Raw genomic sequence first — 23,415 nt, 5'->3', positions numbered from 1 at the left:
ATGCTTAACCCATCGACCAGTGGTATTAATAGTCAATTAACGTATCGACCATCACATACGATGGCCGACATTGTGCGAGAAACGACTAGAGGGTGTTTTGCCAAGTCGATGGGCGAGAGTAACGCGCGCCATCTTTGACTCTGGCGCGGATGTGTTTGACATCATTAAGCTTGAAAGCTTGGCGGTAGCTTAGCCAAGGTCCTGAGTCGAGTTGGTATTCCAACTCGGCATTGGGATATAAGCTATTGAGCACTAACTGCTGATGTTCAACACGTATTCCAGGCGGTGCTATGCGGTAGAAAACTCCTGCTTTTGCTAACTTAGGTTGCACTTTATTGGCGTAAACCGCAGCGAAAACTTGCCAATCCTGTTTGAGGACTTGCTCGGCTTGGCCATTGAGTTGGCGGGCAAAATGTTGAGTTTGCTGACTATAAATTTTACCTTGATAATCATAGGCTAATTCCCATGGTGCCTTATGCCATGCCCGTTCGGCGAGGGCGACCATGCGCGGGAATAACATGTATTCTGCTTGCTCGTCCGATTGCACCATTTCGCTCCAAAGGTGCCCCTGTAAGCCGTAAAACCTGTGTCCCGGTTTGAGCTGGCTGTGGCTATCGTCCGACACAAATGGCTGATTTAAGCTATTGTGCCAGCGCTCGGCATGTACAGGCAGATTATCGGGCATAAAGCTAAACACCTTAAAACTGTCTATTGCCCTCGAGGCCCAATGATTGCCGCGCTCATCTGGATGGCTAGCGTAGGGGAAATCGAAATAGGTGACTTCTGGCGTTGAGATAACGACCTTCCATCCAAGATTTGCTTGCTTATGGGCGATTTGATGGCCGTTGTTTGAAATCTGCGACCAAGCGTTAGATTGCACTTGGGCGGGCATGTTTTCGGGGCGCACTTCACCCATGCCATCATTCCAACCAGCGGCAATAATTCCTTTCTCTGCCAACATGTTCGCAACTCGCTCGATAAAGTAACCATTGAGCGAATGCAGTCCGGCTAACTCATCGGCTTTTTGTTTTTTCATTGCGATACACGCGGGGGATTCTACCCAAGCGCCTGCGGTTTCATCGGCGCCTATGTGGTAATGCACTAAAGGAATGCCTACGGCTTGGTGCATCTTTTTAACTTCATCAATCACAGTATTGATAAAGTGATAGGTGCTTGGCAGACACACATTGAGTGTGTTGTCGTGGTAATACTGAATCGACGAATATTGGGTTTTATCTGCAAATTCAGTCAGTAAAAACTCCTCCGCCTTAGCTTTGTCTCCCTTGGCGAGGTAATGGTGATAACGCGCCTCCATGGATTTTATCGCGGCGCGGGAATGCCCCGGCATGTCCAGTGAAGGGATCACTTCGATATGGTGAGCATCAGCCAGTTGTAATATTTCTTGGTATTGCGCCACGGTTAAGTAGCCATCGACGGGGTTTACGTCCGCTATGCCGCTGCCCAGTTGTGGCAATAAACAGCTTTGCTCGGTTAAATTGAAACAGCGTTTTGCACCCACATCGGTCAGTTCAGGTAAGCCGGGGATGGCTAAACGCCAGCCTTCATCGTCGGCTAAGTGCAAGTGCAGCTTATTGATTTTATAGGCGGCGAGCTGTGGGATAATGCGTTTAATAAAATCGAGCGAGTGAAAGTTACGGGCTAAATCGATATGTAGGCCGCGAAAGGCGTAGCGAGGCTGGTCTTGAATATCGATGGCGACCAGTTGATCGTCACTTAAACTGATCAGCCCTGCTAGGCTCTGTAGGCCATAAAAGAGTCCCGCTTCACTGCTCGCTCGAATACTGATTTGCTCAGCCGTTATGGTTAACCGATAGGCTTCGCTGTTTTTAATTTCACTATCATGGGCTTCAGTGCTTGCGACTTTAGGAGCTTGAGTATCGAGTTGCAATAATAGCGGCGTGCCTTTGTCCTTGGCCGAAAAGCCTAAAGAATCGAGGTAATCAAATGCCGCTTGCCGTCCTTTAAAATCGACAGTCGCAGCCGTGAGTCGATAACCTTTGGCAAGGGATAAAGGCACCGAGTTTAGGCTTTGGCTATGAAGTGGCGTGGGGATGAGTTTGCCGCTAATGTCAGGTGCTTTGTCTGCGGCTAAGGCTTGATATTGCTCTGCTAAATATTGGCCATCGGCAAAGGGGGTTGCATCGTTTTTTGCCAGTAAGAATTGTTTCTCTGCATTAAAAGGCGCCAGGTAGTCTTGCTCGGCTAAACCTGTTTCTTTATCGCGCCTTGTTTGAGTGCTCTTTATGACCTGCGCCTTATCGCCCATAGCGACAAAGAAGTTTGGCATAAACTCGGAACGGGTGATTTGGCTGCCTTTGCTATAAAAATCAATACGATAAACCTGATCGGCGACGAAACCCTTAAAACTGGCTTTAGGAGTGATTTTGTGTAAATCGCCATTGATATGCTCAATGCTAAAGTCACCCGCATCGACGAAATAAACGGGCGATAATTGGCTGAAATAAATTTGCCAGTCGCCATGATTTAGCTCTTCGCTGGATAACTTGTCGTTGGATAACTGAGTGGGCAGGGTTAGCTCAATGGCGGAGCGATAGCATTGGGCTTCTTTAGCGGGACAGGTTTCAAGATAACTAGCGGTTAGCTGATAATTTAATTGGAGCTTATCGGCCAATTGATTCAGCGCGACATGATTTGCCTCCTGCACAGCATTGGCGGCCTGTACTGATGGCATAGCAAGTATTGAAAGCACCGACGCCACGGGAAGCACTGCCATGACGCCGCTGACAAAGGCCGTCTTAATCCTCTGCCACTGTATTTTCCCTTTCTGTGTTATTTGTCCTTTCACTTAGCTGAGTCCTTTTGTTGTAAAAACCACTGCGCGGCACCTATGAGGGCTGCATTGTGATGTTGGCTGGCTGAAATCGTCAAGTCTGTCAGTTGCGGGCCATAGACTAAGCTTTGCAATTTCTGTTTAAGCGCTTCAATAAAAAAGGGAAAGCTTTGGCTGACTGAGCCGCCAAGGATAATATCTTTGGGATCGTATACTAGTAAGGTTTGGGCGATCATGTGTGCCAAGTGTTCGCCAAAATGGACGAAGGCTTGTAGCGCTTGGCTGTCACCTTCACAGGCTTTTTGGTACAAATGCTCGCCACTCATTTGATGATGAACGGTGAAGTATTGCCCCGAGCAGTAGTGCTCAATAATGCCATCGCGATAACTCAAACTGCCGATTTCACCTGCGGCGCAATGTTTACCCGAATACAGCTGACCATTAAAAATCACCCCAGCGCCTACGCCAGTGCCTAAGGTAATCCCGAGCATGTCTTGATTACTGTTGAGTACAGCTTCGCCGAGGGCAAAGAGGTTAGCGTCATTATTCACAACAACATCCATTTCAAAGGTATTTTGCAGCTGCTGGGCTAACTGCGTTGCCGTCAGCGCAGGGATGTTGAGCACTTCGAGTAAAGTGCCGCTCTGCATATCCACCATACCGGGCACCCCGATGGAAACACCATTGGTTTCAGGCGTGAGGTGACTGTGGATACAGGTCACGAGGAAATCGAATAATTGTTCAAAGTTGCCATCGGCGGGAACAGGATACCGCCAAGTGTCGAGTAAGGTTTTACCTTCCACCTGTGCCAACATCAGTTTAGTTCCCCCAAGATCTAAACATAGGACGCTCATAATAGCTTGTTGCCTCTCGTGTTGTTTGTTGCCATAGGAACGGCATCCTTTGAGGCCGCTTTTGTTGAAAATAGGGTGGTGTTTTTAATCAAGGGACGAGCCGTTAGGGCGACATAACCTATGTAAGCCATAGGGATTAGCAGCACTAACATCCCGAACCGTAATTCGCCGGACAGCTCACTGATAACACCAATGATCGGCGAGATAAACGCGCCGCCGATAATGCCGGTACAGAGAATGCCGGCGAATGATCCATGATCTTGAGTGCGCGAATTGAGCGCCAACGAGAAGATCACCGACCACATGATAGAAATGAAAAAGCCAACCAATGGGAAACAAATTAATGTTAGTTGGCTCGGTCCCCAAATCGCCACCAGAAAACAAACCAGTGAACTAAGGGAAAAACTGAGCAGCAAGATCTGACTGTCGATAAGTTTAAGTAGCAGCAAACCGAGTAGGCAGCCGAGCGTCATGTAAAACCAAAAATCGCTAACCACATTGGCGCCGACACTTAAGGTGTCAAGACCATGATATTGCAGCAAAAAGACTGAGATACTGTTAGCAAGCCCTTGCTCAAGCGCAACGTAGGCGGCGATAGCGAAGAAGAATTTCAAAACGGTTTTATCTTTGAAAAGGCGTAAATGGGTCTCGAGGGCACCTGCCGACTCATCTGCCAGTTTATTCACTTTGGGCATCTTCACTAGGCTGGCAAAGAGCACCATGGCGAGCGCGACCACGGCGAATAACCAATACATGGCGAGCCAACTCATGTTCTCGGGCAATAGCTGTTGCACATAGTTGGCTGATGCAACACTGGCTTGATCTAAGGCGACAAAATGCTGATACACCAGCGGCGCTAAGGTCGCGGCGCCGCCAAAGGCAAGTTGGGCCAGTACGGAGAAAAAGGCAAAATGCTCTGGCCCCGCAGCTTGTCGTAATAAGGGATTCACTGCCACCTGCAATAAACTCATGCCAGTGCCAATACAAAACAGGCTAAACATGGCGATGCTAAAGGTGGGCAGACACACAAAAGTCACGGCGCCGATAAACGCGAGGCTAAAGGCTAAGATGATCACCCGCTTTTCACCGTACTTGTCCACCAAAATCCCCGCAGGAATCGATGTCACGCCGTAGGCGATAAAAAACGCAAAGGGAAATAACCCCGCCAACGTCAGGCCGATAGCATAACTGTCAATTAACGCAGGGAAAATCGGCCCCATGCTGTTGGTCATCAAAGAAATCACAAAGAAAGTGCAGAGAACAAACAGAATGATGAGTTTGTGTTTCATGTGCTTAGCCAATTGAATTAAGTGAAATTCATTGTGGCTTGACGCTCGCCTTGGTGGTGATACGAATGGTGCCTCTGTCGATACTTTTCTCACATAGTCAAATCGTGTTTGCGCTGATTGGGCTGATTTACATCAGGTGCTGTAAATACTTGCTGTAGATAGTGGGCAGCAGATAGCTGCTGCGGATGGGCATAGGTAAAACCGTGTTTTAGCCTCTGCTGATAAAGTGTTTACTTGTAAAATAGTTACCTTTAATTAACATTGGATAGAATAGTATCGGAGTAGCAGAGTTGAGTATCACTGTGAGGCTGGCTTGCTATAGACAATAGTGCGCGTGGCACTGCTATTTCACCGCGCTGATAGGTCAAGGCTGGCATTAAAAATAAGGTCTAAGTAATTGAATAATTTAACAGGTTGGCATAACGGCTAGCTTGAGTGAATGGCGTTGAACTATAAGAGCTGATTGAAGCTAAGGTAAAGGAATGAGCAACTGGAGTTTAATGGATGAAACCTCTGTGTGAAAAAGTGATCCCCGATGAAAATAGCTCTTGGCGTTACTTTCGTTATGAATGGGACCACATGGATCTCAATTGGCATTATCACCCCGAGTACGAAATCTGCTTAACCCTCAACAGTTATGGTATGCGTTATGTGGGCGACCATATTGCCCGCTATGGCGATTATGATTTAGTGATCATCGGCCCAGATATGCCCCACGGCTGGCAATCCGAGGCGAACCTTAGTGTTTCAACTGACGAGATATCAAATAGCAATGCGCTAAAAGACGGCACTTCGAATGCGAGGGTGCAGGAAGTTGTTTATGTGGCACAAATTCCAGCGGTCTGGCTACACCAAATTGTGAATGAGCAACGTGAGTTAGCGTCTTTGCATTCACTTTTGACCCATGCCAAACGGGGTGTGTTGTTTAGTGAGGAAACGGCGCGTAAGGCCCATAGTGTGTTTATCGAAATGGAGACGGCCAATCCTTTCAGACGCTATATTTTGTTATTGGAATTATTAGGGTTATTACAACAGGATAGTCAGCAAGAACTCTTGTCGAGCACCTTGTTTACCCACGGTAGTAAACTCGACTTTACCGTGAAAAAGCTCGATAAAGTGATTGAGCATATTTATGACAATTACACTCAGGCCTTGTCGGCACAGGATTTGGCAAAGTTAGCGCACATGAGCACCAATCACTTTCATCGCTTCTTTAAAAAGCGCACCGAGAAAACCTTAACTGAGTTTATCAATCAACTCAGGATCGCTAAGGCGTGCAAGTTACTGCTGTCAAATCAAAGTCCGATATCAACTATCAGCGATCAGTGTGGTTTCAATAACTTATCCAATTTTAATCGGCGCTTTATTCAATTTAAAGGTGTCACGCCGAGTCGTTTTCGTCAGTGCTTTAGCAGTAAACAAAGGGCAATTTAACCATTCTTATCACGGATGCTTAGGCTGAAAATACTGCTCCACTAAGGTTTGGCTGTAGCGTATCGCTTGCGCCGTGATCTCCGCTGAAATCGGCTCAAATGGGCGCTTCAGTTTTGGGTCGCGGTAATCCATTCCCGCTAACAGCGCATACCAAGAAGGGCGAAAGTAGGCGAGTTGCTGATCGTATTGGTAAAGCAGTAAATCAAAGTCTTCCCCTTGATACCAAGCTTGCAATAGTTGCGTCAGCCTTTGGGAAATGGTGACTTTTCTCGCCGCCAACCAATAGGGTTCGTTGCGCTGGCTGGTGACATAATGGGCCTGAATATAATCCTTTATGCCGAGCACTAACTGCATTACCGCCTGATTGAGTGTTTGTCGACTTAAGGTCTCTGCCTGCTTATTCAATTGATAGCGTTCGAATAACGACATAAATTTTTCAAGGGTGAATTGGGTCATCATGATCGACGTGGCTTCGAGCGGTTCGATAAAACTTTGCGCGAGTCCTATCGCCAGTACATTGTTGTGCCAAGCCTTGTCACTGACACCGACCCGCATCTTGAGAAACCGTACTTGGGTTGATTCAGGCAGATCAACACTGTGCAATAATTCTTTGGCCGCGGCATTGGCACTGAGGTGGCGACTGCTATAAACATAGCCATTGCCAAGCCTGTGGGTGAGGGGGATTTGCCATAGCCAGCCCGCACTGAGCGCCGTGGCGCGGGTATGGTACTTGGCTTGCTGTGCTTTGGCTTGCAGCGTTTGGGTTTGCTGTGTTTGAGTGGAGTCCATTAATGCAGGAACAGTGACGGCGCTGTCGTTGAGCAGTTCATTGGCGAAGGATTGAAAGGGTACGCCTAGGGTTTTATGAATCAACTTAGCGCTAAAGCCACTGGCATCGATAAAAAAGTCGGCGTTAAGTCGTTCGCCATTCGCCAGCATCAAGGCGTCTATATGTTGATTTTGGGTTGTTGAAACTTCAATGACATCGCCGATGAGGTGTTTTACGCCGCGTTGGCAAGCGTATTCTTTTAAGTAGTTGGCAAGTTCAGTGGCATCGAAGTGATAGCCGTATTCGTTAGCGTAGGGCAACGCTTTATTCGGCCTAGGGCTGAGATTGTGTTTGGCCAGTACGCCGCTGGAGAAAAACGCATCGGGTTTTACTGCGCTGCCATGACCGCGGCGCCTCGCATTGGCGTTGATAAAGAAAACTTCAGCGGGTTTCACATCCATTTGACAATAGAAGGGATGAAAGTATTGCTGCCCGTCCCCATTCCAGTTGATAAAATCGATGCCGGTTTTATAGCTGGCGTGGCATGGCTCCATCCAATCTTTTTCGCTAATGCCTAAGTTGTCCATAAAGCGTTTCAAGTGTGGCGTTGAACCTTCACCAACGCCGATGGTGCCTATGTTGTCCGATTCCACTAAACAGAGCTCAATGGCGGCAAATACGGGGTTATTCGCGAGGGCAGCCGCTGCCATCCAACCTGCGGTGCCACCACCTAAGATAATGATTTTTCTGATTGCTTGCTTCACTTTCATGGTTTATACCTCTGCATTATCAACGCAAAAAGCCGACCCTAAGGTCGGCTATGCTGTGACTCAAGATTAAAATTTGTAGCTGGCACCGACGAAATAACGTGAACCAAATTCGATGGTGTTTTGGGTTAATCCGTATTTAACATCATAGGATTGCACCACTTCATTGGTTAAGTTAACCCCTTCGAGTGAGATATCTAAGTTCTCCATTGCATGCCAAATAATCGAGGCATCCACTTGTTGATAGCTGTCGTTTAACACGTTTTGAATATTACCTACGCCTAAGTATTCTGAACGCCAGTTATAGGCGATACGGGCGCTGAACAGATCATCTTCGTAGAAGAGTGAGCCGTTGAAGGAGTTTTCTGATACGCCTTCAATCATCTGCTCTGTGCCATCGGGGCGAGTGCTTTTACTGTCAACATAGGTGTAGTTGGTTAAGAAGCCAAAACCGCTTTCAAAGTTATGTTGTAGCTGGATTTCAAGCCCAGTCACTGAGCCGCTACCGCCGTTGGCTGGGGCTGTGACACGGCATTTATCCCACTCGGATTCTGACGCGCCGCAACCTTCAATGTACTGAGTCGACTCAGTGACAAACACTACGTTATCAATATCTTTGTAGAACAAGGCTGCCGACAGCATAGAAGATTCAGTGAAGTACCATTCGATGCCAAGGTCAGCTTGATTCGCCTTATAGGGTTTTAAATTGGGATTACCGCCGGTCGCAGTACCAAAGTTTTTCGCTATGGCTAAACCGGGTTTAAGGTCGCTGTAGTTGTTACGTGCCATCACGGAAGAGGCCGAAGCACGTAGGATTAAATCTTCTTGCAGATCAAAGGCGACGTTGATGCTCGGTAGCCAATTATCGTAATTGACGGATTCATTGTAGGGCTTGCCATCGGCAAAACCAGTTGAGGTTTGGTCTGTGTTAACGTAACGCAAACCAAAGTTGCCACGATAGAATTCGCCGCTAAAATCCGCTTGGGCGTACAGGGCCAACATATCCTCTTCGACAGAGAAGGTGTTACCGAGATCGGCGACTTCCACTAACTCGCCATTGGCGTATTTCTCGCTGATAAACGCCCACCATTTGTCTTCATCTAACTTGGCATAGGAGTCGAGTACATTGCCGCCACTCTGGGAATGCAGGCCAGACAGTACGCCATTACTCCAGTTGGCTAGGTTGCCATTAGGCACGAAACCTAGGATTTCTGCGGGGTTACGGTTGAAGGCATTACGCTCGAAATCACTGGTGTTGTACTTAATCCCGACCGCAATTTTATTAATAAAATCATGATCGAGTTGATATTCGAAGTCAGACTGTGCGTAGGTGACTTTATGATCTTGCACTGTGGTTTCGTAGTTTGCCTCTTGAGCGTGCTTGAACTGGCTGGCATCGTTGGCATCTAAACTCGTCAGTACCACTTGGTAGGGACCCGTGGCATCGTAACTAAAGCCACCATCGACACTGCCTTGACCGTTAGGGAAGGCGGGATCGCCAATTTTACCGCCTTGATCCGTCGCAGGGATCCACCAAGAAGATGAGCCGCCTTGGGTGCCGCCATCTGAGGTCGATTGGCCAATGACGCCACTTACCGTAAAACTGTCTCCGACGTATTTTCCGGTTAAGTTGAGTACGTCAGATTTCATATTGACCGCGTGGCGTACAACAGGGTTATAAATAATCGACGCATACGCTGGCAGAATTGTTGCCGATGCTGTGCCGCCTTGGGCGTTATTTACTACGTTGGTTGAGCCCGAACCGCGGGCGCCAACGGTTAAGAAGTTATGGTTTACGTGGGGGATATCGAGTTCAAAATTAAAGTAATCTAAGGTGAACTCTGTTTTTTCAGTCGGTGCAAATTGCAGTGTGACTTGGGCACTGGTCCGTTCACGTTCGGCCCTAAATGCTTGTGAGCCAATCCCCCATGCTCCTACAGTTGATTCTTGGTTTTGTGCAGGATCGGCGGAAAAGTACTCATAGTAACCGCTGAGCGATTCTAATACATGCCGACCACTGGTGAGTTTTTCTACTGAGTAAGCGCCTAAAATACCAAATTTTTCATCGTCATTTTTCCAGCTTCCGACGAAAGATCCACTCGGATCTGTTTCATCGTACAGGCTGCTTTGGCTCAACTCACCTGCCACTTGATATGTGTGAGCATCGAGATCTAAGGGCTTACGGGTTTTGAGATCGACAGTGCCGCCCAGCGCACCTTCTTCAAGGCTAGCGGTTGGCGTTTTGTGGACTTCAACCGCACTGACTTGCTCGGCTGACAATAATTCCATGTTGAAGGTACGAGTGGCAGGACCAAGATCATACCAAGAGGTGCTCGCAACGGTTTGACCGTTCAGCAAAATACGACTCTGTTCTGGCGCTGTACCACGAATGGTGACCCCACTCACTTCACCGTATTGCCTATCGACCGTCACCCCAGAAATTCGCTGCAGCGCATCACCGATATTTTTATCGGGAAACTTACCGATATCTTCCGAGGTGATGGCATCGACCGTGGAGTCGGCGAAGCGTTTGGTATTCATAGAAGCTTCAATCGAGCGACGTATGCCGCGTACTTGGATTACCTCAATATTTTCTGCAGTTGCCTCTTGTTGCTCCGCTGCGACTGCGGTTGAGCTCATCCCGAACAAGGCGTTAGCGATACATAATGCGAGCAAAGAGCTCTTAAATAGTTGACCTTCTGACATGTTATTGCATCCCTGTAGTGCTTTTGTGTTGTTTTTTTCTCCAGTTAACTTACCTGTTATCGAATTGTTGATGCGGTACTTTTCACACTAGGATTGGTATTTTTCTATTGTCTTTGAAGCCTTGGGTAAGGGGGATAGTTAATACCAATCGTATTAAATATCTGTTCATTCAGCGGGAATTCAACGCGCTTTAGACAAGGCGAAGGCTTGAAGGCATAGTGGTGCTCTGTCGAAAGCCTTAAACGCAGTATAAAGCGCGTTGCCATGTAGTGAACATCAGCCGCCCTTCGGGAGCCACACAGGCATCCCACTCCGGTGTTGCATGAATAACCATTTCTGCGTCAATGCGCCTTGGATTGAAATGCCTGTGAGGCTCTGAACTGATTAGATATTTAATGTGATTGGTATAACTGGTGCAAAGGCAGGATTTATCGACTTAGCGTAGAAAAGTATGGCTTGTTGCTAGGATGGTATAACTAATGCCAGCGGGATTACTCACTATAGATAAGCTAAACGGATGAGTGAACTCGCTGTCTACAGGTTATGAATTAACCAGTGCGTAAAGAGAACTAACTTATTCATCTTTAAACATTATTTATAGGATGAAATCATGAAACTGAAATCGATAGCCGTTGCAGTTGGGCTTTGTGTTGCGAGCTTGAGTACTGGCTTAAGTGCGGCCTACGCCAGCGATAAAACCATTTACCTTACCTTTGATGATGGTCCAATTGACGCGACCTTAGGGCTGTTAGATGCGTTAAAGGATGCCAATATTAAGGCGACGTTCTTTATTAATGCGTTTCATATGTATGGCGAAGGAGATGAAAACGAGGCATTAGCGGCTGTCGCCCTACAACGTTTGCTAGACGATGGTCATATTCTGGCAAACCACAGTTACGATCATATGCTGCATAACTGCACTGATGGCGTGCAATCTGGGGCGGCATATTGTAATCAAGTTGGACTCTGGCCGGTAAAATCCTATCAAGATGCGGCCACCGATTTCACCTATTTTGTGACGAACACGGCCAAAGTGGTTGAGCTTATTCCTAATGCCGCCAGTTATCCCAATAACAAGATGACTAAGTTGGCACGTTTGCCTTACACCAATGGTTGGCGAGTGACCAGTAAACTCAAAGGCGACGGCTTGTGTGCGACATCCGATACTGTGCCGCCTTGGGACCCCGCTTTTGCTTGTACCGCAGAAACCTCGACCAACAGTTCGCAAGTTGCGGTGCAAATTCAAAACATGCTCGCCGAGAGTGACTATAAAATATTTGGCTGGGATCTAGACTGGGGACCTGAGGATTGGGGCGTTGCCTTTCCTGCTGAATCCATGACCGATGGGGTTGAGCTGGTGGCAAAAGTCAATCAAGTGATCAACACCTGTGCGGGCACCACAATGAACCCTCTTAACAGTCGCACGCAGAACTTAGATTGCAGCGATGGTTTGCACGACGGTAAAGTGGTGATCTTGACCCACGACTTCCTGTTTGAGAATGCTCACCGAGGACAAGGTGCAACCATCAACTTGCCTAAAATTAAGCGTTTTGTTGAAGAAGCTCAACGTCAAGGATATCGTTTTGATACGCTAGATAACTATGCCCCTGCTTGGCAGGAACAGCATAATTATCAACTACCTGAGTTTGTGTCCTATCAAGATAAAATCTATTCCTTAGTGCAAGCGCATTTCTCCCAAAGCAATTGGCAACCAAGCCAAACCCCAGCCTTGTGGAAAAATGAAAAGTAGTGATGTATTGGGCTGAGTATTTACTCAGCCCATCATATTGGTCGAGTAAAAGGCATGTTGCTGAACTTAGCCTGACAAAATTCAAAATAGCGGCATTTTTTACACTTTACCCACTTCGCTTTAACTCAGTATCTGTAATACTGCTCCGACATTGATTTGAAGTTTATCGGTGTTAGAAAAGTAGCGCATAACGAGCGCGATTGGGGAGAGAAGATGAGTACGTTTGTAAAATTAACCATAGCGGCAACCTTAGTGGTATTAGCCTTACTTGCTGCGGGTATTTACCGTTTCAACATGACCAATGATGATATTTATATGGTGATGGAAGATGGTAAGGTCATGCAATACGATGAAGCCATGGCGCATGAAAAAACTCAGGCTCAGGCGAATGAGATCGAAACTGTGACACCTTTTGAGGTAAAGCCTGTGGCGAATGCATCGGAAGTGATGCTCAAACTCTTTAGCTTAAATACCGCCAATCCTGTTGAAATAACGCTGCCTGAGGGCGGCAAGTCCGTTGCATTGACTCATTTTATTAAGATCAAACAAACAGAGTTTGCTATGGGCGACTACCAAGATGGTGAGGTAAAAGGTCGAGCATTACTTGATTACTTACGCATTACACCGTTAAATTTCGATCCCGCTCTAGAGCCGGACACCCAAAGTGACGCACCGATTCAAGATGATCCTAAAATGCAAACTATGCCCTTTGTGGCGCCCTTTATTGTGACGACTCAAGGTTCAGGCGTATTTTGGTATCTTGGATTGTTTAATCTGGATTTTAAACACAATAGCTTGAAACACTTAGGCAGTGTCATGCTTGGCGATCGAATCGAGGTGGATAGTATTGAACCTGTTTATCCTTTTGAAGCCCCATTTAAAATTGCTGTGACTTATCGTGATAGAGCGTCTGACCAACCCATGTCTGAAAGCCCTGAAATAGTCAAAACCATAGAGATGATAGTGAGTGAGACTAGCCTACATAAGTAGCGTGTAAATGCCATTATGGATCTGCGCAGGCTTATGCTAAGTTGTTTTTCGGTCTGTGGGTGATGTTTGCTTCAATAGCAAGCGTTAGCAGGTAATAGGTCAGCATAAGATTTCGACAAGGAGAGTGTCATGCAAGTTAGCAAAATCACTGGGAAATTTGATGTTAAGCTCACTCCTGATAGCCCCTATGCTACTGGCATTGGTGGTGTGACGTTAGGACGTATGGGCTTAGATAAAACCTTTTATGGTGAGCTTGAGGGGCGCAGCAAAGGGGAAATGCTCAGTGCTATGACGTCAGTCAAGGGCTCAGCTGGCTATGTGGCCATTGAACAAGTGGTTGGTAATTTGTGCGGTAAGCAGGGCAGTTTTGTATTACAACATTTTGGCATTATGACCGATGGACAAAATCGTCTGATCTTAGAAGTGGTACCCCATTCTGGGGCGGGGGAGTTGCAGGGGTTAACTGGCACTATGACCATCAATATTGAGAATGGCCAACATTTTTATGCATTCCAGTTTGGCTTTGAAGCTTAGTTTGGCTTTGAAGCTTGAATAACGCCTGTGTTTTAGCTCAGTTTTCTGTAACTCTTCTCCTTTATGATCATTCGAGTCATCTTAATTCACCCCTCTTAATTTAAGCGAGTAAGTCTTTTCGATTGAGTCTGAAAATGGACATAAAAAAAACCAGCTGAGGCTGGTTTTTTTGATTCTTTTTTCATAAAGCACTATCGAACCTTTAGTCTAGATCGGCGTGCTGTTACTTAAAATACGTTTAATTTAAAAAATGCCGTTGTCGCGAGAGTTAAGACACTTTTTTAACCACTTTAATTTTATCAACGACCTTTTTCACATCGTCGGTATTTTCGGCAATTTTCAGTGCTAGTTGACGTTCTGCATCGCTGGCAACTTCACCTTTCAATGTGACTATGCCATTGGCAACATCCACATTAATTTGGGTGCCGGATACGTCAGTTGAAAACAGTAAACGCGTTTTGATGACTGTGGCAACTTTAGAGTCAGTTAAGGTGGCAACAACTTCACTGGTGCCTTCTTTTTCATTCATCACAGTGAGTTGGTTATCGACATCTTTCACCCCATCTAAGCTCTTGATGAGCTCTGTGGCGAGGGCTTTATCCACACTGCTTTCCACTTTACCTGTTAATGTCACTTTACCATCTTTGACATCTGTAATGATGTCGAAGGAATTGAGATTCGTGTTGAGCAGTAAAGTGGTTTCTGCTTTACCATCGATCCACGCATCCTTGGTTCCGCCTTTCCAATCTTGGGCGGCAGCCACATTTAAACTGATTGAACCGACAAGTAAAGCCACTAGTACTGATGCTGTTGTAGTTTTCATAATCATATCCTCCGTTGTTTTCTCGAAGCTAGATAACGCACCAATCGTGCCAATGTTTTTAACGTAATGATTTTTAATGTTTTAATTGTTTTGTCTGGCGTTTTTATACCTTAGCATTTTCCTTTTGGTCGGTCTTTTTTACCGACAAAATGTAATTTTTTCTGGCATGCTGAGCCATCATTCGAGCATAAAAAACCGCACTCATCAGTGCGGTATTATGTCTTTAGTAAAAGTGGAGGGGAGTCGGTTAAATATGGCTCACTTAGCGACAGGGAATTAATGGTGATTGAGCGATCCCGTACCGTCGTAACTCATTTGCAGCCAAGCGGCACCCTCTGCAAGTTGGTTTGCAAGTTGTGGCTGATGCGCTTGCCTTACTGCTTGTTTTATTTGGATTAGCACTTGCTGCTCTATGTCGACAAGAGCGGTCATTGCCTGCGAGATTTGGCACTGTTGCAGCAATTCTGTTGCTTGAGTATAAGTGACGGACACGGTGTGACTTAGGCCATTAATTGGCTCGTCAGCCAAACGTCTCAGCTGTTCAAACCGAGTTAACATTCGTTGGTGGATGTTAGCTTTGGCGGAAAAAACACGCTTAAGATTATAGTCTTCGACATACCTCCTCGCTTGGTTGTAAAATGTGAGTCCTTCTTGATTCAGCTTGATGATTTCATCGATCAACATGATATCGGCGCGGATATCAGTCTGATGTTGCACAACATTAGACTTCATTATGGGCCTCCTAATGCCAGTGTTCGACATAGATTGTTTAACTGCTTGGGTAAATTGATTTCGTTTCGTTCAGCTACCATGCATATTCTGTTCTCGTTTTTAATGATATTTTAACAGGCTGATTTTTAGACTGATATTCTCAGTTCATCGAGATATCATCTTAGAACATCGGCAACTATTACCGTTGCTGTTGTTAAAATTTCATGGCTGACATACAGTAGTTTTTCATACAGGGAGTAGATACGCATGGCTCGACTGACACTTTTTTATCACTTGCAGGATGTTGGCGCCGAGCAAGCAATCATCGAACTTGCTGGCGCTGCTGACTTTAATAAGCTACGCAGTGTCGATGACTTGCCTTGGATAGAGCAGCTTGGGGCAAATCACGTCGATGTTGCCATTATTGAGTTATCCAGTCTTAGTCGTGAAGATTACCTTGTGCTGCTAGATAATGCGGCCATGTCAAATATTGAGTTTATTTTTCTCTCCGATGGTCAGCCAAATCCTAATCTTGATCAGTTAATGTCTCATTTTGCTGGTTACCACTTTCGCAAACCTTACGATATGCCGCTAATCAGCGAAATTTTTGCTGATTTTGCACAGTATTTAGCATCATCGCCTAATCGACTACATCCTTTTGCTAGCGAGCTAGACCAGTACGGTTTGCTTGTTGGTTCATCAGCTCCTATGCACAAGCTATACCGCACAATTCGTCGCGTCTCTGCTACAGGCAGTAATGTGCTGATTATTGGGGAAAGTGGGGTCGGGAAAGAACTGGTTGCTAATACCATACATCTTGCCAGCCCTAGGGTGAACGAGCCTTTTATTGCGATTAACTGTGGTGCATTAAGCCCAGAATTGGTCGACAGTGAGCTGTTTGGCCATGTCAAAGGCGCATTTACGGGGGCGAATCGCGATCACAAAGGCGTATTTGAACAGGCTGAAGGCGGGACCTTGTTTCTCGATGAAGTCACTGAAATGCCGATTGATCATCAAGTGAAGTTACTCAGAGTGTTGGAAAATAGCGAGTATCGTCCTGTGGGTGGCGACAAAGTGCAACGTGCAAACGTACGTATTGTGGCAGCGACTAACCGTGATCCCATAGTGGCGATAGAGGCAGGGCTATTTCGAGAAGATTTGTACTTTCGTTTGGCTCAGTTTCCCATTCGCGTTCCGCCCTTACGGGAACGTGGCGAGGATATTATTGGGCTTGCGCAGCATTTTCTTGCCTATCGTAACGTGGCCGAAAAGCAGAATAAGAGCTTAGCTGAAGACTGTATTCAGATGATTGCTAAGTACCCTTGGTCTGGTAATGTGCGCGAATTAAAACATGCAATTGAGCGAGCCTATATTCTGGCCGATCAGGATATTTTACCCAGCCATTTACAGCTACCTCAGACGAATGAAGTGGGTTTATGTGGTGGTGAACAAGTTGTTATCCCCCAAGGCATGCGCTTAGATGATTTAGAGAGAATCGCTATTTATCAAGCACTAGAAACCACTCAAGGTAATAAAACGGATACCGCCGAACAACTGGGGATCAGCGTTAAAACCCTCTACAACAAGCTTAGCAAGTACGAGCAGCAAGTCGAGACCGGTGAAACGACTGCTGAATAAATATTAATTATCAAATTAATATTGAAACAGAGCTAAACTTTATACTCTTTTTTTTGTAAATAATAACTCCTATTCTACAGCCCTTAAACAGAAAAAGCGGAGATAGAATATGAAACACTTATTAACAACAGCATTATGGCTTTCTTTGACAGCCAGTAGTTTTGTAAACGCCACCCCAGTAGTAGGAAGTCTTGAAACAGTCGCTGAATTGCCAATACGACCTGGCAATGTCAGCGTCACTGCACAAGGTCGGATTTTTGCCACAGTACATCCATTTGATACACCATCAGGTTTGCAATTGATTGAAGTTAATCGTGAGACCAACGCTTATAAAGCTTGGCCTTCAATGGATTTGCAAAAAACATCGACAGCCAATACTGCTCAATTTGATACCTTATTAGGTATTGCTCAGGACAAAGCTGGACACCTCTGGACCGCAGATATGGGGTTAGAATTAGGCCAGACAAGGATTTGGGGATTCAACATTAAGGACGGCAGTCTATATAAACAAATCGTCCTACCACAAGCTCTCGCGCCTAAAGGCAGCTTTATGCAGGATCTGGTTGTCGACTCTCAAAAAGGCTGGATTTATTTAGCCGATATCGCCAACCCTGGCCTCTTAGCGGTGCGTATCGACGATGGTCATACAATACGTTTTTCAGGTCATAGCTCGCTGCAGGCCGAAACGGATGCAGTAATGAACATAGATAACAAAACAACATTGTTTAATGGCAAAGTTGCCAGTGTAGCGGTCAATCCAATCAGTTTATCTGCCGACGGAAGTACACTCTATTATGGTGCAATGAATGGCACTCACTGGTATCAGTTATCGACTGCAGCTTTACAAACAGGCAATAATGATAAAATTATCGCCACGGTAAAATTAGTCGGAGCCAAGCCTGTATCAGATGGCGCAGCAACGTCCAAACAAGGTAATCATTACTTTACCAATTTGAACCACAATGCCATTTCCATGCTAGATAACAAAGGCACACTAACAACAGCGGTCAGTTCTCCACTACTGGATTTTCCAGATAGTGTGCAATTTGGTGAAACAGGCTGGTTATATATTTCAGTGAATCAATTGCATAAAGCAAAAGCCTTTAATGGAAAAGCCGAAACAGCCAAACCGCCTTATCGTATCATGCGACTCTGGACCGGTGAGGATACTGCTGCGGGTCAATAACACCTTAGCTGCAACAGCAAAGTTGCAGCTTATATTTGCAGTATGAGTTATATCGCAACTGTTTATTTACGTTGATGTCAGTCTTTGGTTTAACTCGAAAGCGTCTAGAAATGAGTTAGGTGTTGATTGTGCAAACTATCAATGCCACTTATTGTGACTGGCACAGGTCAATATTGAATGGTGAGATAATTTTTGGAACAAGGAACAAGTTCAGTGAAACTCAATCAACCTTCTAAAAATGCATTTTATATTCAAACTCTGAGTACTCAGTACCGACCTCTATTATGGCTGTTTGCTGCTGGGTTATTACTGCTTGGTTTACTCTGCGCCAGAGTAACCTATTTACAACCCGATCCGATACTACAGCTCGTTCTCGGCTGGGTAACACTGTTTCTATTGTTACCCGTGTTACCGACTGCGTTTGTTCAGCAACAGTGTTGGTTAGATGCCGAGCAACAGCAATTGTGGCTCGGTAAAGGTTTATTCAATGGGAGGTATATGGGATTGTGGCGGTGGCGTTCCTATGCCTTTCCGGACATCAAAGCAGTGCAACTTTATCAGCTGCAAATCACCCGCTGGCATCAGATCAGTCGCAATCGCCAAGCGGAAGATACTGTCCAACATTATCTGGCTTATTTAGAATTGCACCAGCCCAACGGTGCTCAATTGATATTGGGTGACAGTACTGATAGAAAGGAATTACAACAAGTTCTACAGCAATGCGCGCAGGCGATAGACTGTAAATTGCAGGATTTTAGTAACACTACTCAAAAATCACTTCCCAAAGGTAGTGAATTTAATTTCATGCGGGTACTGGTTCTGCTGGTTATATTTATTTTGTTGAATATTTTATATTTTTTGTTCGTTCTATAAATGCTCAGTCATCCAGCCTAAAAAGTTAGGCTGGATGTCCTCCACAACGATCACTCATCTTGCTCAGTGGTTTCCTGATAAGGAACAAACACTTTAAGAGATGCTGGCTGGACTTCAATAGTGAGATCCGCAGGCTCAAATACTTCACCATCAATCACATATTTACACTTAGGCTGGCTGCTGATGGTGACCTTTTTAGCATGGGCATGATGGACTTTACTTGCACTCGCTTGTTGATCTCGCACACTCTTATTGCCTTCTTTTACCCATCCCGCAATCGCTAATTCAGCGAGGCTAAGCAACTGCTCTTTGGGTTCATCGCCAGCATCCAACCAAGTAATGTCGAGCAACCCGTCGGTCATGTTTGGTTCGCCATCGCCCTGCGCCAACACGCTGGTAAACGGTGCGGCATTGGCAACGATTAGGCTATGGGTCGTTAATGTTGTGGGTTTTGCATCATCTAAGCTGAGCTGGATGGTTAAAGTGATATCGGCATTCACTGCGCGCCATAAGCCATCGAGGTAGGCAAACTGGCCGAGAGCATTTTTACGCTCACGATTAGCGGATTCAATCATTTGTTGCTCAAACCCTATGCCTACAAGCAACAACACTAACTCCTCATTACAACGCGCGGTATCAATGGCTTGGCAATGCCCTTGAATAATATTATCCAGCGCCTGAGAGATAGGAATAAGCTTACTGCCTAAACCAAAGAGGGCATGGCTGAGGGCATTAGTTGTGCCAAGAGGAATGATGCCTAAGACGATATCCGTATCAACGATTTGAGAGGCCACTTCAGTCACAGTACCATCGCCACCGCAGGCGATAATGATATCAGCACCTGCATTACGGGCTTGCTCGGCGAAGATATTTGCAGTTTCGTCTGCTGTTGTGAGTTTTAACGTTAGGTCAAAATAGGCTTTGAGTTCATCTTGGATTTGCTCGCTGTATTCTTGCCATTTCCCGCCACCAGAGACTGGGTTGGCGATAATCCACGCCACTTTGTGGATGTTAATTTTCCCTTGACTGAGCATGCGATCGAGCGCGCGTAATTGCCATTTGTTTAAGCCAGCGGTTTTGCGAATTTGCTTTATCTGCTGCAGTACTTCGGCGAAGTGCTGTTGTTTATCTTTACAAACCAAATAAGCGGCGAGTACCAGCACTGAGCGGCCACGACCCATAGCACAGTGGATGAGTACCTGTTTATTGGCGCGCACTTGGCGGTGCAGCCAGTTAACGGCTTGATTGAGTTGGGCGCTGGTCGGTACGCTATGGTCGAGGATGGGAATATTTAAATACTCGATATGATCCTCAAATTGCGACCAATCTAAGCCATCAAATTCAGCGGTGACATCCAGAATGGCAGTGATCTTATTGGCTTTAATCGTTTCCAGATCTGCGGAAAAGAGTCTACAGCCGAGATACAGATGTTCATCAATCCTTTGCATGGGCGGTACTGAATCGTATTTTCTGGCCCAGTGGTTATAGAGTCGACAGCCTAATAAAAAGGGAATAAAACCCCAACGAATATACCAAGGAATAGTGCCATCTTGGCGTTTTCTAAAAATACTGGCGAGATTAAACCAATAGGCGGAACCGACTAAAAACAGTGACAGACTTGTCCATGCACAAATGAAAGTGAGCAGGGGAGAAGTGTCTGTTACTGCAAAATAGGCTAACAATACTGCACCTGCAGTGTACAAATATTTGATGTGGATCTTCGTTAGCATGCAAGTCCTCCAATGCCATTGTTCTTGGTTAAAATCGTTGCACTTGAATGGATAGATGTCGAGATGAGAGATGCAGAAATGAGCGAGTCTAAACCAAAAGGGTGGCAGTAGACGAGTCTATTGCCACCCTAAAGTCAGGTTTGTTTAGCACTTAGTATCTTTAGCTTTAACACCTTCTTTGACTTCTTCACAGGCATCTTCGATGGCGTTACCTGTATCAGTCATTACTTCATCGATTTTTTCGCCCGTGTCTTCGGCTTTGTTATCACTACAGGCCGTTAAACCTAGGGCGAGTAATAATGCGAATGCTGCACTTGTCATCAGGGTAAATGGTTTCATATCTATCTCCTTTTCTAAAAAAAATTATAGTCGCGGTGATTTACCCTTAAGGGCATTGATCAGCAGAGAAATCACTAATAACACAATAAATATGAAGAAAATGATTTTCGCTATTCCCGCCGCTGCGCCAGCAATCCCAGCAAATCCTAACAACCCGGCAATCACGGCAACAACTAGAAATACTAATGTCCAACCTAGCATAATAACCTCCTGCCCTTGTATTAATCCTTCTCATGACCGTTTGTGTCACTTGTAAGGTAACGGCTAATGGCTCTTACTTGATTGCGATCTTAATGCCAACTTTAAAAATTTTAAGTAGTTAATTGATTTTAAATATAATTTAAATCATTTTATTTAAAATGGTGTGAGTGAATTAAAAGAGGGGTAGGCAATTTTTACCTAAGCTTCGGTAAGAGTTTCAGCCTAATACGTTGAATCAAAGACTGTGAGCTGATGTCGTTCATAAGTAAAGACAAATAAAAGCCGACACTGTGAGTTTGTGTCGGCTTGAAGATATTATGATCTTATAATACAAGATGATATGAGCTAAATACGTTTAAAAACGATTTAATGGTTTCCAGCGTTGCAGGCTAACTGGAATGCTCGCGCCTTGGGATAACAGCAGGTTAATGCGGGATTGATATGCTGCGCCCACCATTAAATGTTTGGCTAAATCCACCGCATTACGGGCCTTATAGTCATCTAAATAACTGCCTTTGGCCCACGCATTAAATGCGCCGAGCGCTGGGCCTGCCCAAATTTGGTAATCCATTTCGCGGCCGACTTCGCCTGTGTTTGACCAGCGGCTCGATAGACCCAAATACCAGCGGAAAATCAGCGCCATCTTACGTTTGGGGTTATCCAGTGCGCGCTCGATTTGCTTAGGATCGCGCTCGTTAAAGTGGGCTACTGTGCCAGCCCAAATGTCATCGAGTGATGAGCGGAACACTTGCTCTTCGAGTTTTTTACGCTCGTCCGCAGGGATGGCATCAATCGAATCGTAACGGGTGTAGATCTCATAAAGCTTATTGGCGCGCATCGGGAACAAAGTACCGCGCTTAACCACTTGTAATTTCACGCCCATTTCGAACATATCGGCGGCAGGCGCCATAGTCACATCGGCCATTTCTGTGGTGGCGAGTAACTTACGGGTGTGTTCGCTGGCGCCCGCTTCGACGCAAGCTTGGTTGATAGAACCTGTGACGATGAATGCCGCACCCATGTTGAAGGTGGCTAATGCTGCATCGGGTGTACCGACGCCGCCGCCTGCGCCCACACGGATGGGCGTTTTATATTGATACTTAGCTTGGATTTCATCTTTGAGCGCCAAAATCGTCGGTAAAAGCGTGACGAGTGGGCGATTGTCGGTATGGCCGCCTGAATCGGCTTCGGCCGTGATGTCATCCGCCATGGGCACGAGTTGCGCCATCGCCATTTGGTCTTGGCTGATAAGGCCGTCACTCACTAGTTGCTGGAGGATTTTAGCTGGCGCAGGCTCCATAAACTTAGTCGCGACTTCGGTACGGCTGATTTTGGCGATGACTTTGTTGCCAATGACTATCTCGCCATGTTCGTCGCGGCTCAAACCCGCCGCGCGGTAATAGACGATTTGCGGCGTTAACCCTAAAAATGCCGAGGCTTCGACCGTGCGCACTTTATGTTTTAAGAACAGCTCAACACTGCCGCGCTCTAATGCGGGCTCACTTGGGCTGTGAATTAAGTTAAAAGCATAAGGACCATTAGGCAGCGCCGCCTGAATGCGAGTAATGGCCGCTTCAACGCGGGATGGAATTAACCCCGCCGCGCCAAATGAGCACAAAATGCCCGCTTGGCCAAGGGCGATAACCAGTTCTTCCGAGGCAATACCGTTTGCCATAGCGCCGGCGTAGTAAGCGTATTTAACCCCGTGTACGCGGCGAAAATTACTGTCGCCTAAACTTTGGGTGCCAAGGGCGGGCGCAAAGGCGCTGACGGGGTGTGAGCCTAGTGGCGCTTGGCTGTCACTTGTGGTCACTTCGGCCGTTTGCGCTATGCCTAAGCCTTTTTCACTGTGATTGACTAAGTAACAGGCTTGGCTTAAATCTTTGAGTTTTTTGCCTAATGCGTCGATATCAAAGCACAGCTCGGCATCGTTGACTTGCCACGGCCAAGGGCTGAGTTTTTCATTATTGCTATTGAATTGATCTAGAGTATGGCTAGTCATAGGTGTT

The 23,415-nt window shown here is 46.0% G+C and carries 18 protein-coding genes; 7 read left to right on the top strand and 11 right to left on the bottom strand.

What is annotated here, in order from left to right; translation table 11 throughout:
• Nucleotides 1-85: 85 nt before the first annotated feature.
• From GWI56_RS02580 to GWI56_RS02570, 3 genes are read right to left on the bottom strand one after another with little or no spacing between them, the layout of a single operon-like run.
• Entirely contained in the window at nt 86-2,827 is a 2,742-nt protein-coding gene (locus tag GWI56_RS02580; RefSeq protein ID WP_198572062.1) for a family 20 glycosylhydrolase, read from the bottom strand.
• Nucleotides 2,824-3,666 (bottom strand): ROK family protein, encoded by an 843-nt coding sequence (locus GWI56_RS02575; protein ID WP_198572061.1) that lies wholly within the window; start codon nt 3,664-3,666, stop codon nt 2,824-2,826. The genes GWI56_RS02580 and GWI56_RS02575 overlap by 4 nt, the downstream gene beginning before the upstream one ends.
• Nucleotides 3,663-4,955, bottom strand: a complete 1,293-nt coding sequence (locus tag GWI56_RS02570; protein ID WP_198572060.1) for an MFS transporter — start codon at nt 4,953-4,955, stop codon at nt 3,663-3,665. The genes GWI56_RS02575 and GWI56_RS02570 overlap by 4 nt, the downstream gene beginning before the upstream one ends.
• 504 nt (nt 4,956-5,459) lie before the next feature.
• Here GWI56_RS02570 and GWI56_RS02565 point away from each other — a divergent pair.
• The gene (locus GWI56_RS02565) at nt 5,460-6,389 is read left to right on the top strand and encodes an AraC family transcriptional regulator (protein ID WP_198572059.1); all 930 of its coding nucleotides are present in this window, start codon (nt 5,460-5,462) and stop codon (nt 6,387-6,389) included.
• 9 nt (nt 6,390-6,398) lie between these two features.
• Here GWI56_RS02565 and GWI56_RS02560 read toward each other — a convergent pair whose 3' ends face one another.
• Entirely contained in the window at nt 6,399-7,928 is a 1,530-nt protein-coding gene (locus GWI56_RS02560) for a tryptophan halogenase family protein (RefSeq protein ID WP_198572058.1), read from the bottom strand.
• A gap of 66 nt (nt 7,929-7,994) precedes the next feature.
• Complete coding sequence (locus GWI56_RS02555) at nt 7,995-10,631, bottom strand: TonB-dependent receptor (RefSeq protein WP_198572057.1); 2,637 nt, start codon at nt 10,629-10,631, stop codon at nt 7,995-7,997.
• A 610-nt stretch (nt 10,632-11,241) separates the two neighbouring features.
• On the opposite strand from GWI56_RS02555, the gene GWI56_RS02550 reads away from it, so the two are divergent.
• The 3 genes from GWI56_RS02550 to GWI56_RS02540 all read left to right on the top strand — a co-directional run bounded on the left by GWI56_RS02550 (nt 11,242) and on the right by GWI56_RS02540 (nt 13,905).
• Nucleotides 11,242-12,381 (top strand): polysaccharide deacetylase family protein, encoded by a 1,140-nt coding sequence (locus GWI56_RS02550; RefSeq protein ID WP_198572056.1) that lies wholly within the window; start codon nt 11,242-11,244, stop codon nt 12,379-12,381.
• Nucleotides 12,382-12,594: 213 nt separating this feature from the next.
• The gene (locus GWI56_RS02545) at nt 12,595-13,371 is read left to right on the top strand and encodes a hypothetical protein (protein WP_198572055.1); all 777 of its coding nucleotides are present in this window, start codon (nt 12,595-12,597) and stop codon (nt 13,369-13,371) included.
• A gap of 129 nt (nt 13,372-13,500) precedes the next feature.
• Complete coding sequence (locus GWI56_RS02540) at nt 13,501-13,905, top strand: DUF3224 domain-containing protein (protein ID WP_131525327.1); 405 nt, start codon at nt 13,501-13,503, stop codon at nt 13,903-13,905.
• Between the two features lie 268 nt (nt 13,906-14,173).
• Here GWI56_RS02540 and GWI56_RS02535 read toward each other — a convergent pair whose 3' ends face one another.
• Nucleotides 14,174-14,728 (bottom strand): BON domain-containing protein, encoded by a 555-nt coding sequence (locus GWI56_RS02535; RefSeq protein WP_105249747.1) that lies wholly within the window; start codon nt 14,726-14,728, stop codon nt 14,174-14,176.
• A gap of 276 nt (nt 14,729-15,004) precedes the next feature.
• Nucleotides 15,005-15,460, bottom strand: a complete 456-nt coding sequence (locus GWI56_RS02530) for a glutamyl-tRNA reductase (protein WP_198572054.1) — start codon at nt 15,458-15,460, stop codon at nt 15,005-15,007.
• 246 nt (nt 15,461-15,706) lie between these two features.
• Between GWI56_RS02530 and GWI56_RS02525 the strand changes: the two genes are divergently transcribed.
• From GWI56_RS02525 to GWI56_RS02515, 3 genes are all read left to right on the top strand, one after another.
• Nucleotides 15,707-17,077: a sigma-54 dependent transcriptional regulator gene (locus tag GWI56_RS02525; protein ID WP_028760641.1), complete on the top strand. Its 1,371-nt coding sequence runs from the start codon at nt 15,707-15,709 to the stop codon at nt 17,075-17,077.
• A 109-nt stretch (nt 17,078-17,186) separates the two neighbouring features.
• A complete protein-coding gene (locus GWI56_RS02520) occupies nt 17,187-18,263 on the top strand; it encodes an L-dopachrome tautomerase-related protein (RefSeq protein ID WP_168823228.1) in 1,077 nt (358 codons plus the stop codon).
• 213 nt (nt 18,264-18,476) lie between these two features.
• Entirely contained in the window at nt 18,477-19,136 is a 660-nt protein-coding gene (locus GWI56_RS02515) for a hypothetical protein (protein ID WP_198572053.1), read from the top strand.
• A 50-nt stretch (nt 19,137-19,186) separates the two neighbouring features.
• Here the strand turns inward: GWI56_RS02515 and GWI56_RS02510 are convergent, their stop codons facing one another.
• The 4 genes from GWI56_RS02510 to pfaD all read right to left on the bottom strand — a co-directional run bounded on the left by GWI56_RS02510 (nt 19,187) and on the right by pfaD (nt 23,408).
• Nucleotides 19,187-20,866: a diacylglycerol kinase family protein gene (locus tag GWI56_RS02510; protein WP_198572052.1), complete on the bottom strand. Its 1,680-nt coding sequence runs from the start codon at nt 20,864-20,866 to the stop codon at nt 19,187-19,189.
• 144 nt (nt 20,867-21,010) lie between these two features.
• Complete coding sequence (locus GWI56_RS02505; RefSeq protein ID WP_198572051.1) at nt 21,011-21,205, bottom strand: hypothetical protein; 195 nt, start codon at nt 21,203-21,205, stop codon at nt 21,011-21,013.
• A gap of 24 nt (nt 21,206-21,229) precedes the next feature.
• Nucleotides 21,230-21,406, bottom strand: a complete 177-nt coding sequence (locus GWI56_RS02500; RefSeq protein WP_028760636.1) for a DUF1328 family protein — start codon at nt 21,404-21,406, stop codon at nt 21,230-21,232.
• A gap of 355 nt (nt 21,407-21,761) precedes the next feature.
• Nucleotides 21,762-23,408: an eicosapentaenoate synthase subunit PfaD gene (gene pfaD, locus GWI56_RS02495; RefSeq protein WP_198572148.1), complete on the bottom strand. Its 1,647-nt coding sequence runs from the start codon at nt 23,406-23,408 to the stop codon at nt 21,762-21,764.
• Nucleotides 23,409-23,415 lie beyond the last annotated feature (7 nt).

Source organism: Shewanella sp. DW31 (genome assembly GCF_015767295.1).
GTDB lineage: Bacteria > Pseudomonadota > Gammaproteobacteria > Enterobacterales > Shewanellaceae > Shewanella > Shewanella oncorhynchi.
This window is presented reverse-complemented; position numbering and strand designations above follow the sequence as displayed.